General features: G+C 63.5%; 14 protein-coding genes. 7 read left to right on the top strand and 7 right to left on the bottom strand.

Annotation, left to right across the window (positions count from 1 at the left end; genetic code table 11):
• Positions 1–86 precede the first annotated feature (86 nt).
• The gene (locus tag M3089_RS10050; RefSeq protein ID WP_249083837.1) at positions 87–710 is read left to right on the top strand and encodes a hypothetical protein; all 624 of its coding nucleotides are present in this window, start codon (positions 87–89) and stop codon (positions 708–710) included.
• 156 nt (positions 711–866) lie between these two features.
• On the opposite strand, the gene nhaA is transcribed toward M3089_RS10050, so the two are convergent.
• A complete protein-coding gene (nhaA, locus tag M3089_RS10045) occupies positions 867–2,231 on the bottom strand; it encodes a Na+/H+ antiporter NhaA (RefSeq protein ID WP_249083836.1) in 1,365 nt (454 codons plus the stop codon).
• Positions 2,232–2,687: 456 nt separating this feature from the next.
• On the opposite strand from nhaA, the gene M3089_RS10040 reads away from it, so the two are divergent.
• Positions 2,688–4,703 (top strand): glycoside hydrolase family 127 protein, encoded by a 2,016-nt coding sequence (locus tag M3089_RS10040; RefSeq protein WP_249083835.1) that lies wholly within the window; start codon positions 2,688–2,690, stop codon positions 4,701–4,703.
• A 287-nt stretch (positions 4,704–4,990) separates the two neighbouring features.
• Here M3089_RS10040 and M3089_RS10035 read toward each other — a convergent pair whose 3' ends face one another.
• The 6 genes from M3089_RS10035 to M3089_RS10010 form a co-directional block, all read right to left on the bottom strand.
• The gene (locus M3089_RS10035; RefSeq protein ID WP_249083833.1) at positions 4,991–5,668 is read right to left on the bottom strand and encodes a WbqC family protein; all 678 of its coding nucleotides are present in this window, start codon (positions 5,666–5,668) and stop codon (positions 4,991–4,993) included.
• A gap of 26 nt (positions 5,669–5,694) precedes the next feature.
• Positions 5,695–6,243, bottom strand: a complete 549-nt coding sequence (lepB, locus tag M3089_RS10030) for a signal peptidase I (RefSeq protein WP_249083831.1) — start codon at positions 6,241–6,243, stop codon at positions 5,695–5,697.
• Between the two features lie 33 nt (positions 6,244–6,276).
• Positions 6,277–7,707, bottom strand: coding sequence for a signal peptidase I (gene lepB, locus M3089_RS10025; protein ID WP_239484000.1), 1,431 nt, complete (start codon positions 7,705–7,707; stop codon positions 6,277–6,279).
• 32 nt (positions 7,708–7,739) lie between these two features.
• The gene (gene dapB / locus M3089_RS10020; RefSeq protein WP_249083830.1) at positions 7,740–8,495 is read right to left on the bottom strand and encodes a 4-hydroxy-tetrahydrodipicolinate reductase; all 756 of its coding nucleotides are present in this window, start codon (positions 8,493–8,495) and stop codon (positions 7,740–7,742) included.
• Between the two features lie 135 nt (positions 8,496–8,630).
• Entirely contained in the window at positions 8,631–9,257 is a 627-nt protein-coding gene (locus M3089_RS10015; RefSeq protein WP_249083828.1) for a hypothetical protein, read from the bottom strand.
• Positions 9,258–9,271: 14 nt separating this feature from the next.
• A complete protein-coding gene (locus M3089_RS10010) occupies positions 9,272–9,757 on the bottom strand; it encodes an RNA polymerase sigma factor (RefSeq protein WP_249083826.1) in 486 nt (161 codons plus the stop codon).
• 544 nt (positions 9,758–10,301) lie between these two features.
• On the opposite strand from M3089_RS10010, the gene M3089_RS10005 reads away from it, so the two are divergent.
• The 5 genes from M3089_RS10005 (at position 10,302) to M3089_RS09985 (ending at position 15,623) form a co-directional block, all read left to right on the top strand.
• Complete coding sequence (locus M3089_RS10005) at positions 10,302–11,609, top strand: DUF2851 family protein (RefSeq protein WP_249083825.1); 1,308 nt, start codon at positions 10,302–10,304, stop codon at positions 11,607–11,609.
• A gap of 751 nt (positions 11,610–12,360) precedes the next feature.
• Entirely contained in the window at positions 12,361–12,759 is a 399-nt protein-coding gene (locus M3089_RS10000; protein ID WP_205111116.1) for an acyl-CoA thioesterase, read from the top strand.
• Between the two features lie 3 nt (positions 12,760–12,762).
• The gene (dprA, locus tag M3089_RS09995) at positions 12,763–13,890 is read left to right on the top strand and encodes a DNA-processing protein DprA (RefSeq protein ID WP_249083824.1); all 1,128 of its coding nucleotides are present in this window, start codon (positions 12,763–12,765) and stop codon (positions 13,888–13,890) included.
• 27 nt (positions 13,891–13,917) lie between these two features.
• On the top strand, positions 13,918–14,928 hold the full coding sequence (gene dusB, locus M3089_RS09990) for a tRNA dihydrouridine synthase DusB (RefSeq protein ID WP_249083822.1): 1,011 nt from the start codon (positions 13,918–13,920) through the stop codon (positions 14,926–14,928).
• A gap of 170 nt (positions 14,929–15,098) precedes the next feature.
• Positions 15,099–15,623 carry an NUDIX hydrolase gene (locus M3089_RS09985; RefSeq protein ID WP_205111101.1) on the top strand — a complete coding sequence of 175 codons (525 nt, stop codon included), beginning with the start codon at positions 15,099–15,101 and terminating at the stop codon, positions 15,621–15,623.
• Positions 15,624–15,849: the final 226 nt, after the last annotated feature.

Here is a 15,849-nt window from a genome sequence, read left to right as displayed (position 1 = left end):
TCATCACAGAAGCAAAACAGCCCCAAAGACTCATCCCAAATCATCGCACGATAATTTCAAAACAGCTTCTGAGCAAACTGACAAGAATGCTGCTGCCGGCGGCCGCAGCGGCCCTCATGGCCGCAACCGGCGGCTGCCAACGGGCGGGCCAGGCCGACCGGCCCAAGGGCAACACGGCCACGGCCAACGGACGCGGGCAGGAAGAGGCACTGAACATATACCAAGACCTCGACGACTCTTTCTTCGGAATACGCACACGAGTTGCCGGCGAGCAGGAATATCCAGACTATTACGGAGGATCTTACATAGATGACTATGGGGGCCTGGTGATTCTCGCGACCGACACAAGCAACGAAATAATATCCGACCTGCAACAACGGGCCAAGTCGACCAACTTCCGCGTAGAGAAATGTGAGTTTTCGTTCAACGAACTTTCGGCACTTAACAAGCAGCTGGGCGAAAAATTCAAGGCCATAGGCAAACTCCGCGAGAAGCTCGGCTGGGAGTCGGTGGGCATTGTAATCGACGCAAACAAGGTGTGCATCTTCCTCAACGACTGCACCCCCGGGCGCATTGCCGAGTTCAAGCAACTCGTCTATGACTCGCCGATGCTCACCTACCGCGAACTGAAACCTATAAAGCCCTATGTAATGCAAATGCCAAAACCGGCCACCGACAGCGGCCGCCACCACGCCGGCCGGCAGCAGTGAGCGCCCGACGGGCAGGGGGCAGGCGGTGAAGGCACCCGGCCACGGGGCCGCGGGCATGGCATCGGCAACACCAAACAACGACAAACGCCATTGCCGCATACGGCAGGCTGCCGTATGCGGCAATGGCGCAACAGGCCCAAAGGCCAGCCCCCGGGCTCACTCGCCGGCCCCGGGGCTGTAGCAGCGGCGCAGCATCACGTAGCCGATGGCCCCGCCCGCCAGCGACGCGGCAAAGATGCCGAGCTTGGCCTGCATGAGCATAGTGTCGTCGGAAAAGGCGAGCGTGGATATGAACATCGACATGGTGAAGCCTATCGAGGCCAGGAAGCCCAGCCCAACCATGCCGCCCATGCCCACGCCGCGGGGCAGCGAGGCCACGCGCAGGCGCACCATCAGCCAAACAGACAGGCAAACGCCCAGCGGCTTGCCCAAGAGCAGGCCCAGGCAAACGCCCGGGGCCACGGCCGTGGAGAACACGTCGGACGGCTCAAGGCCGGCAAACGACACGCCGGCGTTGGCCAGCGCGAACACCGGCATGACCACAAACGACACGAAGGGATGCATGGAGTGCTCCAGCCGCTGCAGCGGGGGCATGGCGTCGCGCGCGTCGGAGCGCATGGCCGCCACGGCGTCGAGCTGCTCGCCGGTGAGCGTGGCCACGCCGTTGGGCGGCAGGTGGCGGAAGTGTATCAGGTGGGAGGCGGCACGCCTCACATAGGCCATCTCGGGCAGAAGCGCGTCGGACGGGATGGCAAAGGCGGCCAGCACGGCGGCTATGGTGGCGTGGATGCCCGACATGAGGAAGGCCGTCCACACGCCAGCCACGGCCACGATGGAATAGAAGGCCACGTTTTTCACGCCCATGCGGTTGGCCGCCACCATCAGGCCGAGGAAGGCCACGCCCACGCCCACGCTCTCAATAGATATCTCCGACGTGTAGAACAGGGCTATCACCACCACCGCCCCGAGGTCGTCGACGATGGCCAGCGTGGTAAGGAACACCTTGGCCGCCAGCGGCACACGGCTGCCCAGGGCGTAGAGTATGGCCAGCGAGAAGGCTATGTCGGTGGCCATGGGTATGCCCCAGCCGTGGGCCGAGGCGCTGCCGCCGTTGAGGGCCAGGTATACCAGCGCCGGCACCACCATGCCGCCCACGGCAGCACCGGCCGGCAGCAGCACGTTGCGCACGTGCGACAGCTCGCCGCCGATGAACTCGCGCTTGAGCTCCAGGCCCACCACAAAGAAGAACAGCGACATCAGCCCGTCGTTTATCCAGTGGTGCAGCGAGTGGTACAGGTAGGGCTCGCCGTCGAACACGAAGCCCACCTTGAGCCCGAACAGGCGGAAATAGTCGGCCGCCAGCGGCGAGTTGGCCAGCGCCATGGCCACCACTATGCTCACCCCGAGCACTATGCCGGCCGAGCGCTCGCGGCCCATGAACTGGTGCAGTGGAGCCACAATGCGGTCTATGCGGCGGCTCTCGGCTTGCATGCCTTTCTCTTCTGTAATATCCTTTTGCATCCTTTTATATGTTATTTGACTGCAAAGGTAGCCTTTTTGGCGCACACGGCAAAGGAAGGGGGCCATCAAACGTGCGTGGCAGAACAAAACAAATGACGACCGGAACAACCGCGCGGGCCGCTGCCGCCCCGCCCCGCTGCCTCCGAACAAAGGCGAGGCGGAGCCGTCGTGGGCCGAAACGGGCCCTGCGGCAACCCCGAACGGCCCGTCAGGCAGGGCAAAACCGGCCCGGCGGCCCGGCGGCCCCACACCCACAGCGGCAAAGGCGGCAAAAGGCCGGAGGCACCCGAAGGCGTTAAGCAATGCAAAACGTTCGTAACCGAGGTTAAAATGGCCCGTTGTAGTGTAACGGGCACACATAAAAAGGGTAACTTTACAACCGCTGCCCCCGGCGGCAGCCGTAGCAACCACTACCAGGCAACATCAATAACTGAATTCAACCACAACCTGCTTACAATGAAAACAACCATCATCACCCTGGCCCTTGCCGCGCTCACAGCCACGGGGGCCACAGCAAAGAAACACCAGCCCACGGCCGGCTACCCCATCACGCAAGTGCCTTTCACCTCGGTCAAGATAGCCGAAGGCACGTTCTGGGGGCAGCGCATCAAGGCCGCACGCAACGTCACGATACCCCTGGCCTTCAGCAAGTGCCAGTCGGAGGGCCGCTACGACAACTTCGTCAAGGCCGCCCACCCGTCGGCCGACTACGACGTGTCGTCGTTCATGGGCTACTCGTTCGACGACACCGACGTATACAAGACCATAGAGGGGGCGAGCTACGTGCTGCAGACCTATCCCGACAAGCGCCTCGAGGCATACATCGACAGCGTGCTCGACATAGTGGCCGCCGCACAGGAGGCAGACGGCTACCTATACACCGCGCGCACCATCAACCCCGACAAGCCCCACCGCTGGGCCGGCAAGCAGCGCTGGACGAGCGAGGAGAACCTGAGCCACGAGCTCTACAACCTGGGCCACATGGTCGACGCGGCCTGCGCCCACTACCAGGCCACCGGCTCGCGCAAGTTCCTCGACATAGCCCGCCGCTACGCCGACTGCGTGGTGCGCGAGGTGGGGCCCGCCAAGGGGCAGGCGTGCGTGGTGCCCGGACACCAGATAGCAGAGATGGCGCTGGCACGCCTCTACGTGCTCACGGGCGAGAGGAAATACCTCGACGAGGCCAAGTTCTTCCTCGACTACCGCGGCAAGACAGCCACCAAGCGCGAATACAGCCAGAGCCACAAGCCCGTCACCGAGCAAGACGAGGCCGTGGGCCACGCCGTGAGGGCCGGATACATGTATGCGGGCATGGCCGACGTGGCCGCCCTCACCGGCGACTCGGCATACATCAGGGCCATCGACGCCATCTGGCGCAACATCACCGAGAAGAAATACTACCTCACCGGGGGCGTGGGCGCACGCCACGCGGGCGAGGCCTTCGGCGCAAACTATGAGCTGCCCAACCTCACGGCATACAACGAGACGTGCGCCGCCATCTCGATGGTGTACCTCAACCAGCGCATGTTCCTGCTGCACGGCGACGCCAAGTACATCGACTGCCTGGAGCGCACGCTCTACAACGGCGTAATCAGCGGCATGAGCGCCGACGGCGGGCGCTTCTTCTACCCCAACCCGCTGGCAGCCGACGGCAGCTACGGCTTCAACCACGACGGCTCGCGCGAGCGGCAGCCGTGGTTCGGATGCGCGTGCTGCCCGAGCAACCTGTGCCGGTTCATACCATCGGTGCCCGGCTACGTCTACGCCACGCGCGGCGACAGCCTCTATGTCAACCTGTTCGCGGCAGGCAGGGCCACCGTCGACGTGGGCGGGCGCAGCGTGACGCTGAGCCAGCTGACGCAATACCCATGGAACGGCAACGTGGAGCTGAAGGTGGAGTCGGCCAAGGGCGGCCGCTTCACCATGATGGTGCGCGTGCCGGGATGGGTGCGCGGCGAGGTGACGCCAGGCGGCCTCTACCAGTATGCCGACTCGGCACGCCAGGACTACTGGGTCACCGTCAACGGCGAGCGCGTCGACGCGCCCCTGCAAAAGGGCTACATGGCCATCACCCGCGAGTGGAAGAAGGGCGACGCCGTGAGCCTGCACATGGACATGACGCCGAGGCTCGTCAAGGCCGACGGACGAGTGGCTGCCGACCGGGGGAGGCTGGCCGTTGAGCGCGGACCGCTGGTTTACTGCGCCGAGTGGGCCGACAACTCGTTCGACGTGTTCCACTTTGTCATCGACCGCAACCCCAAGTTCGCCATCGCCGACGCACCCACGCTGGCCGGAGGCGTGAAGAAGCTCGCCGCCACGGGCACCGTGCTCGCCACGGCAGCCGACGGCAAGCTCACGGCCACGCCCACGCGCATCACCCTCATACCCTACTACGCCTGGTGCCACCGCGGACCGGGCCGCATGCAGGTGTGGATGGCCGCAGGCCCCGAGGTGATGGACGAGCGGAAGTAGGCCCGGAGCGCCTTGCCCTACAGGCAATACGGCACGCATCTTTGTTTGATGCGTGCCGTATTGCCATATAAAGAAACTGTTGATAATTAACCGATACTCAACCATTTGATGATAATTATCGTTCAACAGTTGATCACAGTGGCAGCTTTTACAATACAAGTAAAGCTGCTTTTCAAGAAGCAAAATGCTGTTTTCCCATAAAAAACGGCCGCATTGACATATAAAGTATGATGTTGCCGCAAGAGGCAGGTGGCGCCCCGGCCGCGACGCGGCCTCACCCGGTGCGGTCAGACGAGCCAGAAGATGGCCTCGGGGCCCATGTTGAACAGCAGGTCGAGCACGCTGAGGTTGGGCCTGAAGCCATGGCGGCGGGCGAAGACCTGGTAGTAGGGCCGCGGCTCGAAGGCCGGGTCGGGCAGCGGGTGCTTGGGGTCGATGGCGTCGCGGTAGTCGTCGGCCATCGCGCCGCCGGCCTCGGCCCGGGGCAGCGGGGGCGCGGCGCCGTCGCCCGGGGCCGCGCATGGCGTCACGGCGGGGCTGTAGGCCGAGGTGTGGCCGATGTTGGGGTGTATGTCGAGCAGGCCGCACACCGTTTCGCAGATGGCCTGGTTGAAGTCGCACAGGTATTGCCAGCGGCGCTCGAAGAAGGGGCGCAGGTCGTCGGCATAATACTCGAAGAAGGGCGACTCGCTGTAGGCCGACATCAGGGCGTGCCAGTGCAGGTGGCGCCAGTTGCCGTGGTCGCTGATGCGCACGTCGCGCGTGAGCAGGCGCCGCCCGCCGTCGGTGCGCTCCACGGGCACTGTGAGCGCCTGCAGGCCGTTGGCAGTGGCTATTACGCATCGGTTGCGGTAGGTCTGCTTGCGGTAAGTGTCGCAGCGCTCTATGAGCACGCTGTCGTAGCGGCACAGCTTCTGGTACCACTGCACGGGGCCGAAGTAAGTTGTGGAGAGTAGTGCTTGCATATCGTTGGTTGTGGTTGGCGTGCGGCTCAGTAAGGCATGAGCAGCGTTCGCCCGCGGCGGTAGCCGGTGTAGAAGGGGCGGCTGTCGTCGTGGCTGTAGACTATGAGGCAGACGCGGCCCAGTATGAGGCTCTCGGGCACGGGGCCGAACAGTCGGCTGTCTATGGTGTCGGCCTCGCCCAAGGCCTGCATCCAGTAGTAGTCTTCGGGGGCGCAGGTGGCTGCCCGGCCCGGCACTACGATGGTGCCCTCGGGCGTGGCCACGGTGTCGCCGGGCAGCGCGGCGCAGCGGCACACGTACACCCCCTCGCCGCCGGGTGCAGGGCTGTCGAAGGCCACGATGTCGCCCACGCCGACGCTGTCGGCGAAGACGCGGCCGTAGCCGAACAGGCCGTTCATGCCGCCTGTGCGCAGCCCGTAGCTCCACCGGTTCACCAGCACGCGGTCGCCCGCCTTGAACACTGGCTCAAAGCGGTCGCCGCCCACGGTGTAGAGGGTGAAGAAGAGAGCACGGAACAGAGCCACGGCCAGTGCCGCGGCTGCCAGTGTCAATATGGTTTTCAGCCATGCCCTCATCTGCCGGTCGGTGTGTTGGTGCCCCGTGGGGCGTCACTTGATGTTGTCGACAAACTTGAACAGCCTGTTCCAGCGCACGCCTGCCAGGCCTTTGCGATCGGGGTCGCTCGACCACCAGATGAAGATGGGCTTGCCCACTATGTGGTCTTCGGGCACGAAGCCCCAGTAGCGCGAGTCGGCCGAGTTGTGGCGGTTGTCGCCCATCATCCAGTAGTAGTCCATCTTGAAGGTGTACGAGCTGGCCTCGCGGCCGTTGATGTATATCTTGCCGTTGCGCACCTGCAGGTCGTTGCCCTCGTATGTGCGTATGGGGCGCTCGTAGACGGGCAGGTTGTCGAGCGTGAGGTCGATGCTCTTGCCCTTGGCCGGTATCCACACGGGGCCGTAGTTGTCGCGCGTCCAGTGCTTGTTGCCGTCGAGGGGGTAGATGTCCATGTCGGTGGCGTCGGTGTTCAGCTCTATGCTCTCCACCAGGTCGCGGCGCTGCGAGAGCACGGCCACGGCCCGCTTTGTGAGCGGCATGTAGCCCATGGTGTTCAGGCTCATGATGTCTTCGTTGGAAATGCCGAGCTCGCGCACTATGTCTTCGGGCAGCGACTGGCGCAGCTTGACGTAGTATGTGTACTGCACGTTGTCGGGCTCCTTGTTTGGCTTGCCGTCAAGGTACACTATGCGGTTCTTTATCTGCAGCGTCTGGCCGGGCAGTCCCACGCACCGCTTGACGTAGTTCTCGCGGCGGTCGGCCGGGCGCGTTATCACCTCGCCATACTCGCCGGGGTTGTCGGCTATGTACTTCCGGCCTGCGCTGTACACGGCGTTGTAGTATCCCATGCGCTGCTCGGCCGTGAGCGAGTCGGGGGCGGGGCCCTGGCCCGTTATCTGGTAGCCCAGCGCGTAGCACAGCGAGTAGAAGTCCATGGCCTGGTATTGCGGCGCGGAGCACAGCGTGTCGCCCGAGGGGTAGTTGAACACCACTATGTCGTTGAGCTCAACGTGGCCGAGGCCCTTTACGCGGCGGTAGTCCCAGTGGGGCCACTCTATGTACGACTTGCACTCAACCACGGGCAGCGTGTGCTGCGTGAGCGGCATGGTGAGCGGCGTCTGGGGTATTCGCGGGCCGTAGCTCACCTTGCTCACGAAGAGGTAGTCGCCGGTGAGGAGCGACTTCTCGAGCGACGACGACGGTATGACGTAGTTCTGGAAGAAGAACAGGTTGATGAAATACACTGCCACGAGGGCGAAGACGATGGCGTCGACCCACGACATCACGAACCTCACGGGCGGCTCGGAGTCTTTCCACCACTGCCAGCGTATCTTCTTGGTGATGTACACGTCGTAGATGAAGGGCACCACTATGAGCCCCCACCAGCTCTTCACCCATATCAGGAACAGCAGGTAGAGGGCCATGACCACGCCGCACTTGATCCACTGGCGGCGCATGTTTCTCTTTTTTTCGATAGCCATTTCGGTTGCGCTTTACTGTTGGTTGTGTGATGTCAGAACTTGAACATGTCGCCGATGGTGAGCAGCCCGGTGTGGCCGGCGGTGTATTCGGCGGCGAGCACCGCCCCCAGGGCGAACCCCTGGCGCGAGTGGGCGTCGTGGGTTATGGTGATGCTGTCGGCCGGGCTGTCATACTTCACCGTGTGTATGCCGGGCACCTCGCCGCGGCGCACGGCGTCGATGCGCAGCTCGCCCGGGGCGCATGCCTCGGTGCCGCTTACGGTGCCGTCGGCGGCCTGCACGGTGCCCTTCACCCAGCGCTGCTTGCGGTCGAGGCGGTCTACTATCTCTTCGGCCAGGGTGATGGCCGTGCCGCTGGGCGCGTCGAGCTTGTGCACGTGGTGGGTCTCCTCCATGGTCACGTCATACTCGGGAAACGAGTTCATGATGGTGGCCAGGTATCGGTTGACGGCCGAGAAGATGGCCACGCCTATCGAGAAGTTCGACGCCCAGAACAGCGTCTGCCCTCCCTCGGTGCACATGCGCTCCACGTCGGCCTTGTGGTCTTTGAGCCAGCCGGTGGAGCCGCTCACCACCTTCACCCCCTTGGCAAAGGCCTTGAGGTAGTTGCCGTAGGCGGCAGTGGGGTTGGTGAATTCTATGGCCACGTCGGCCGATGCGAACTCCGGCGAGTCGAAGTCCTGCTGGTTGTCCACGTCGATGATGCTTACAATCTGGTGGCCGCGGCCCAAGGCAATCTGCTCTATCATCTTGCCCATCTTGCCGTAGCCGATCAATGCTATTTTCATATTATTTCGTATTAAACGTTGCAAAGTTAGTGAATTTTGCCCATACAATGCTGATTTTCAGCAAAAAATCGCCATGTCCGGGCGCGAACAAGGCGATTTGGGGGCGCACATGCGGGCGCTGGGGCGGCCTGGGCGTCAGTCGCCGGCCACGAATGCGTCGATCTGCCGTATCAGCTCGTCGTTGGTGCGCTGCATCTTCCTGACCACGGCCACCGACGCCACAAGGCCCGCCACGGTGCCCACAACGCCGCCCACGACTCCGGCGAAGGCCGCCGGCCTCCACTCGCTGACAGGCGGCACGCCCGGACCGAAGATGCCGCACGACAGTAGCTCGAGCACGAGCACGGCCAGCCACACGGCCACCACGGGGAAAGACACCATCAGCTGGCGGCGGCGCAGCTTTTTCATGCGCACCAGGCGGCGACGCACCTCGACCATGCTGCCGCCCTGCCACAGCGAGCCGGCCAGGATGTTCACCTTGTGGTCGGCCACCACATCGGCCACACACATGGCCATGGTGAAGGCGAAGAACCACCACGACAGGCCTATCGCCAACTTGAGGCCTAAGAACACCACCACCGCCAGCGGCAGGAGCAAGTATTCCTCAAAGCGCACATAGCGGCCTATCCACCCCATTCGCGACTGCATGGCCGTGCGCACCAGCCTGTCGTTGACTATCTGCTGACTGTCGAGCTTGCGCCTGAGGGCATCGAGCTGCGAGCGCATCTGCTCCAGCCCCGTTTCGTTTACCTTGTTTTCCATATTGATTCCTCCATTTATTTCGTTTGCATATTCTTCAGTTTCTCTCTTATGCGAGTGAGCCTCACCGACACGTTTTTGGGTGAAATGCCCACAATTTGGCCGATTTCATCGTAAGGAAGGCTCTCGAGCCACAGCAATATGATGGCGCGGTCGAAGGGCTCCAGGCGGCTGATGCGGTCGTATAGCATCCGCACCTGCTGCGACTCGGCGTCGCTGTCTTCAAACAGGTTGATGTCGATGGAGAGCGGAACGGTCTTGGCCCGGCGCCGCTTGCGGTCGTGGCTCACGCAGGTGTTCAGGCTCACGCGGTAAATCCACGTGCGCACGTCGCTGCGCCCCTCGAAGCCGCCCATGCCCCGCCACAGGTTGACGAGCACCTCCTGGAAGAGGTCGGCCACCTCGTCGGCATCCTTAGAGAACATGTAGCACACGGTGTATATCGTGGCGCGGTGCTCGGTGACGAGCCGCTCAAATTCTTTCTCGCTGTCGCTTGGTCTCATATTTTAGCAATTACATTGTTTTCAAATGCCATTTTATCCCTTAGACGCGCGCCGGGCCCGTTTTGCTACACACGCGGCGCAGTTTTTTTCGCAGCCCCTTTCGCGGAAGCCGCGCGCGCAGCCCCACGCACCGCCATGCACCATGCGTGCGGCCATGGTTGCGCCGCGGCTTGCAAAAACGTGCCTGACGGGCTCGCCAAACGGCCTCCGCTGCCCGATGAAACGGCCCGTTTTGCGCTACAATGGCGCATTTTCTGGCGAAAACGCCACGGCGGCCCCACCGCCATCCGGCTGCGCCGCCACCCCGCCCCGCCTCTTTTTCTTGCCTCCCCGGTGCATATTCTTGCCCCGGGCGGGCATAATGTCGGCTATTTGCATTATCTTTGCATAAGATAAGCTGCGCTCGGCAAAATGTGAACAAGTTCAAATTGCCCTTGCTTGCATTATCTTTGCAATAAGACAAGCGCCCCGCCCACCGGCGGCAACAGGCCTCACGCAGGCAACGGGGCGCCGGCCTCAAACAAGTAATAACGGTTAGCCAAGCATGGAACAACTGCTGCACTACGTATGGAAGCACCGACTGTATGACCGCGCGGGGCTCTCGACCACCGACGGGCGCGAGGTCGAGGTCATCGACCCGGGGCTGCACAACACCGACGCCGGGCCCGACTTCTTCAACGCCAAGGTGAAGATTGGGGGCACGCTGTGGGTGGGCAACGTCGAGATTCACGACAGGGCGTCAGACTGGACGGCCCACGGCCACCACACCGACGCCGCCTACGACAGCGTGGTGCTGCACGTGGTGGCCTGCGCCGACGCCACCACGGCCGACAGCCGGGGGCGCCGGGTGACGCAGATGGTGATGGGCGTGCCGCCATACGTGGCCGACAACTACCGCGAACTGCTTGCCACCGACACCTACCCGCCCTGCTACCGCATCATACCGGCACTGCCGCCGATGACGGTCACCTCGTGGCTGGCCGCGCTGCAGGCCGAGCGGCTGGAGCAGAAGACCGGGGCCATCAGCCGCAGGGCAGCCATGAGGGCGGGCTCGTGGGAAGAGGCTTACTTCGTGACGCTGGCCCGCAACTACGGCTTCGGCATCAACGGCGACGCCTTCGAGGCCTGGGCCATGAACGTGCCCCTGCAGGCGGCAGCCCACCACCGCGACGACCCGTTCCAGGTGGAGGCCCTGTTCATGGGGCAGGCGGGCCTGCTCGGCGACGGAACCGACGGACGGGGGCGCGGCAAGGGGACTGCCGCCGACGCATACCTGGCCCGCCTGCAGGCCGAATACGCCTATCTGGCCCGCAAGTTCTCGCTCAGGCCCATCGACCGCACGCTGTGGCGATTCATGAGGCTCAGGCCGCAGAACTTCCCGCACATACGCATATCGCAGATGGCCACCCTCTACCACGAGGGCCGCACGGGCCTCAGCCAGCTGCTCGAATGCCGCAGCGCCGACGACGTGAGGCAGCTGCTGGCCACCCGCGTGTCACCATACTGGGAGACGCACTACACGTTCGGGGCCGAGAGCGCGCGCAACCCAAAGCGCCTGTCGGGGCAGTCGCTCAACCTGCTGGCCATCAACACCGCCATACCCATGCTCTTCGCCTACGGCCGCCACACCATGGACGAGTCGCTGTGCGAGCGGGCCTTCGAGCTGCTCGACAGCCTGAAGCCCGAAAACAACGCCATCATACGCACATGGCGCGAGTGTGGAATCAACGCCAGGACAGCCGCCGACAGCCAAGCCCTCATACAGCTCAAGCACGCATACTGCGACCGCCGCGACTGCCTGCGCTGCCGCTTCGGCTACGAATACCTGAAAAAGGCCAAGGCCCACACCTAAGCCGCTGCCCAACCCCGCACCGGCCAACAGCCCAAGCCGCACCGGCCGAAAAGCCAAGCTGCACCGGCCAAAAAGCCAAGCAACACAAGCCCAAAGGCCAAACAACCCCGGCCAAAAAGCCAAGCTGCACCGGCCGAAAGCCCAAGCTGAACCGGGCGAAAGGCCAAGCTGAACCGGGCGAAAGGCCAAGCTGAACCGGGCGAAAGGCCAAGCTGCCCAAGCCCAAAGGCAAAGCTGCCCAAGCCCAAAGGCAAAGCCGCACCAGCCCAAAGACAAAGCCGCACCGACCAAAAAGCCAAGCTGCCCAAGTCGAAAGCCCAAGCTGCCCAAGCCCAAAGCCCAAGCTGCCAAAGCCGAAAAGCCAAGCCGCCCAAGCCCAAAAGCCAAGCAGCACCGGACGAAAAGCCAAGCAACACCGGCCAAAAGCCCAAGCCGCACCGGCCAAAAGCCCAAGCCGCACCGGCCGAAAAGCCAAGCAGCCCAAGCCGAAAAGCCAAGCTGCACAAGCCGAAAGGCCAAGCAGCACCGGCCAAAAAGCCAAGCAACACCGGCCGAAAAGCCAAACAACACCGGCCGAAAGGCCAAGCTGCACCGGGCGAAAGGCCAAGCTGCACCGGGCGAAAAGGCAAACCATCCTGTCTGCCTCGGCCGAATGGTCAGTCCTCCCAGTTCTCCCATTCCTCCCAGAGCTCCCAAAAAATCCCCAGCTCTCCCACCCCAGCTCTCCCAGAGCTCCCAAAAGCAAAAGCCAATGGAATATATCTTTGAGACAAAAATGCTAGTCCGCGACTACGAGTGCGACATCGAAGGCATAGTGAACAACGCCAACTACCTGCACTACACCGAGCACACCCGCCACCTGTTCCTAAAGCAGTGCGGCCTGAGCTTCGCCGAGATGCACCGCCGCGGCACCGACGCCGTGGTGGCAAGGATGAACCTGCAATACAAGGTGCCGCTAAGGTGCGACGACGAGTTCGTATCGCGCCTGGCCCTCAGGAAAGAGGGCCTGCGCTACATCTTCTACCACGACATCTACCGGGCCACCGACGACAGGCTCTGCTTCAGGAGCACCGTCGAGGTGGTGTGCCTCGTGGGCGGCAGGCTGGCCAACAGCCCCGACTACGACCGCGCCCTGGCCAAATACATCTGACCGATGGGCGAGCAAGAAAGACTGTACGCCATGGCCCTGGCGCGCATCTGCCGCTTCAACTTCGCGGCGGCACAGGCCATCTACCGCGCCATGGGCAGCGCCACGGCCACCTACGACAACCGCGCCGACATAGCCCGCCTGGCCGGCGGCTGCCCCACGAGGATGCTCAAGGAGCTCGGCAACTGGGACACGGCCCTACGGCGGGCCGAGGCCGAGATGGAGTTTGCCGCCAGGCACTCCGTCAGGGTGCTCACCCCCGCCGACCCCGACTACCCCCGCCGCCTCGACGAATGCCCCGACGCGCCACTGGCCCTCTACTACCGCGGCACGGCCAACCTCAACAGCGCCAGGGTGATAAGCGTGGTAGGCACACGCCACTGCACGGCCTACGGCCGCGACATGGTGCAAGAGCTCATGGCAGGGCTGCGCGGCATGTTCGACGACGTGCTCGTGGTGAGCGGACTGGCCTACGGCGTCGACATCTGCGCCCACAGGCAGGCACTGGCCGAAGGCTTCGACACAGTGGCCGTGATGGCCCACGGGCTCGACCGCATCTACCCCCCGAGCCACCGCGACACGGCCAAGGCCATGCTCGAGCAGGGCGGGCTGCTCACCGAGTTCATGAGCGGCACCAACGCCGACAAGGCCAACTTCGTGATGCGCAACCGCATAGTGGCAGGCATGGCCGACGCCACAGTGCTCGTGGAGAGCGCAGCCCGGGGCGGCGGACTGATAACAGCCGGCATAGCGCGCAGCTACAACCGCGAGGTGCTGGCATACCCCGGGGCCGTGGGGGCGCCCTACTCCGAAGGGTGCAACAGGCTCATACGCGACAACGCCGCCGTGCTCGTCACCTCGGCCGCCGACGTGGCCGAGACGCTCGGATGGGCTACGCAGGCCCACGCCGAGGCCGCACGCCGCGCCGGCATAGCCAGGCAGCTCTTCCCCGAACTGACCGACGAGGAACAGGCCGTGGCCCGGCTGCTGCAACAATCCAACGACATGCAGCTCAACACCATGGCCGCGCAGACGCGAATGCCCGTGGCACGGCTCGCCGCCCTGCTCTTCCAGATGGAGATGAAAGGGCTCGTAAGGCCGCTCGCCGGAGGGGCCTACCACTGGATTGACTGACAAACAAGACTTTAGCAACTACAGAAAATGAAAATAGCAAACATCGACTTAGGACCCCGGCCGGTGCTGCTCGCACCGATGGAAGACGTCACCGACATTGGATTCAGGCTGCTGTGCAAGCGCTTCGGGGCATCAATGGTATACACAGAGTTCGTCAGCGCCGAGGCACTGGTGCGCTCGGTGAAGGCCACAGAGCGCAAACTGGCCATCAGCGACGACGAGAGGCCCGTGGGAATACAGATATACGGCCGCTCCGTCGACGCCATGGTAGAGGCCGCGCGCATTGTCGAACAGGCACGCCCCGACCTCATCGACCTCAACTTCGGGTGCCCCGTGAAGAAGGTGGCCGGCAAGGGCGCCGGGGCGGGCATGCTACAGAACATACCCCTGATGCTCGAGATAACGCGCGAGGTGGTAAAGGCCGTGAGCCTGCCCGTGACGGTGAAGACCAGGCTCGGGTGGGACGCGTCGCACATCATCATACCCGAACTGGCCGAACAGCTGCAAGACTGCGGCATAAGCGCCCTGACCATACACGGCCGCACAAGGGCGCAGATGTACACCGGCGAGGCCGACTGGGGCCCCATAGCCGACGTCAGGCGCAACCCGCGCATCAAGATACCGATAATAGGCAACGGCGACATCACCACCCCCGAGCAGGCGCGGCGGGCCTTCGAGCTCTACGGCGTCGACGCCGTGATGGTGGGCAGGGCCACGTTCGGACGCCCGTGGATATTCAAGGAGATACGCGACTGCCTCGACCTCGGCCCCGGGGCCCCGCCGCCACTGACCACCGACGAGAAGATAGACGTGCTGCTGGAGCAGCTGCGCATCAACGTGGAGCGCATCGACGAATACCGGGGCATACTGCACACACGACGCCACCTGGCCGCCACGCCCGTGTTCAAGGGCATAGCCGACTTCAGGCCCACCCGCATAGCCATGCTGCGGGCCGAGACCACGGCCGGGCTTACCGCCATAATAGAGCAGGCCAGGCAAATGCTGGCCCGACGCGACAACACCCAGGCACCGCAATGACATGAAACGCCCAGCCGCCATAGCCACCATCACGGCCTGTTGCATCATGGCAGCGGCAAGGCCGGCGTTGGCCGTGGCATCCGGCGCCCGGGCGAAAAAAAACAAGCCGGGACATTACATTGCTTGACATTTTTTTCGTAATATTGCAGAAGATTTCAACAAAACAGGCTATGCACCCATTAGAAAAATTCACCTACTGCCCGGTATGCGGCAGCAAACACTTCGCCGAACACAACGCGAAGAGCAAGCAGTGCGAGAACTGCGGCTTCACTTACTACATGAACCCCAGCGCCGCCACGGCGGCCTTCATCACCAACGGGCGCGGCGAGCTGCTCGTGGAGCGCAGGGGCAAGGAGCCGGCCAAGGGCACGCTCGACCTGCCCGGGGGCTTCATCGACAACGACGAGACGGCCGAGGAAGGCGTGGCGCGCGAGATACTCGAAGAGACGGGCCTCACCGTGACCTCGGCCAAGTATATGTTCAGCCTGCCCAACATCTACCTCTACTCGGGCATCACCATCCACACGCTCGACATGTTCTTCAGGTGCACCGTCGACGAAGGCGCCGCCCCGGCTGCCGCCGACGACGCCGCCGAGTGCTTCTGGCTGCCGCTGGGCGAGATACACACCGAGCAGTTCGGGCTGCGCTCCATACGCCAGGCCCTCTACATGTTCCTCAAGGAGCACGGGCTGTGAGCCCCGCCCAGCCGGGCCCGGGCCACGCGGCGGCGGCGCGCGGCGGCGGGGAGCAGGCAAGACGTGCCGTCCCGGGTTGCGGGACGGCACGTCTTGGCTTGCCAAACGGCCCCCGCCGCCACGCCAGACGGCCCCCGCGGCAAGGGCCGCCAGCGTACGGGCCGCCTGGAAAACAATTAAAAAAGTAGAAAAAAGGGCTTATATATAATGTGGTAGCGAAGTTTTT

Origin of the sequence: Marseilla massiliensis, from assembly GCF_023336985.1 — a bacterium.
GTDB classification, from domain to species: Bacteria; Bacteroidota; Bacteroidia; order Bacteroidales; family Bacteroidaceae; genus Prevotella; species Prevotella intestinigallinarum.
This window is presented reverse-complemented; position numbering and strand designations above follow the sequence as displayed.

Excerpts from the sequence above, each read along its gene's own strand:
- M3089_RS10050 (WP_249083837.1), top strand. The coding sequence starts at position 87 with ATGCTGCTGCCGGCGGCCGCAGCGGCCCTCATGGCCGCAACCGGCGGC.
- nhaA (WP_249083836.1), bottom strand. The coding sequence starts at position 2,231 with ATGCAAAAGGATATTACAGAAGAGAAAGGCATGCAAGCCGAGAGCCGC.
- M3089_RS10040 (WP_249083835.1), top strand. The coding sequence starts at position 2,688 with ATGAAAACAACCATCATCACCCTGGCCCTTGCCGCGCTCACAGCCACG.
- M3089_RS10035 (WP_249083833.1), bottom strand. The coding sequence starts at position 5,668 with ATGCAAGCACTACTCTCCACAACTTACTTCGGCCCCGTGCAGTGGTAC.
- lepB (WP_249083831.1), bottom strand. The coding sequence starts at position 6,243 with ATGAGGGCATGGCTGAAAACCATATTGACACTGGCAGCCGCGGCACTG.
- lepB (WP_239484000.1), bottom strand. The coding sequence starts at position 7,707 with ATGGCTATCGAAAAAAAGAGAAACATGCGCCGCCAGTGGATCAAGTGC.
- dapB (WP_249083830.1), bottom strand. The coding sequence starts at position 8,495 with ATGAAAATAGCATTGATCGGCTACGGCAAGATGGGCAAGATGATAGAG.
- M3089_RS10015 (WP_249083828.1), bottom strand. The coding sequence starts at position 9,257 with ATGGAAAACAAGGTAAACGAAACGGGGCTGGAGCAGATGCGCTCGCAG.
- M3089_RS10010 (WP_249083826.1), bottom strand. The coding sequence starts at position 9,757 with ATGAGACCAAGCGACAGCGAGAAAGAATTTGAGCGGCTCGTCACCGAG.
- M3089_RS10005 (WP_249083825.1), top strand. The coding sequence starts at position 10,302 with ATGGAACAACTGCTGCACTACGTATGGAAGCACCGACTGTATGACCGC.
- M3089_RS10000 (WP_205111116.1), top strand. The coding sequence starts at position 12,361 with ATGGAATATATCTTTGAGACAAAAATGCTAGTCCGCGACTACGAGTGC.
- dprA (WP_249083824.1), top strand. The coding sequence starts at position 12,763 with ATGGGCGAGCAAGAAAGACTGTACGCCATGGCCCTGGCGCGCATCTGC.
- dusB (WP_249083822.1), top strand. The coding sequence starts at position 13,918 with ATGAAAATAGCAAACATCGACTTAGGACCCCGGCCGGTGCTGCTCGCA.
- M3089_RS09985 (WP_205111101.1), top strand. The coding sequence starts at position 15,099 with ATGCACCCATTAGAAAAATTCACCTACTGCCCGGTATGCGGCAGCAAA.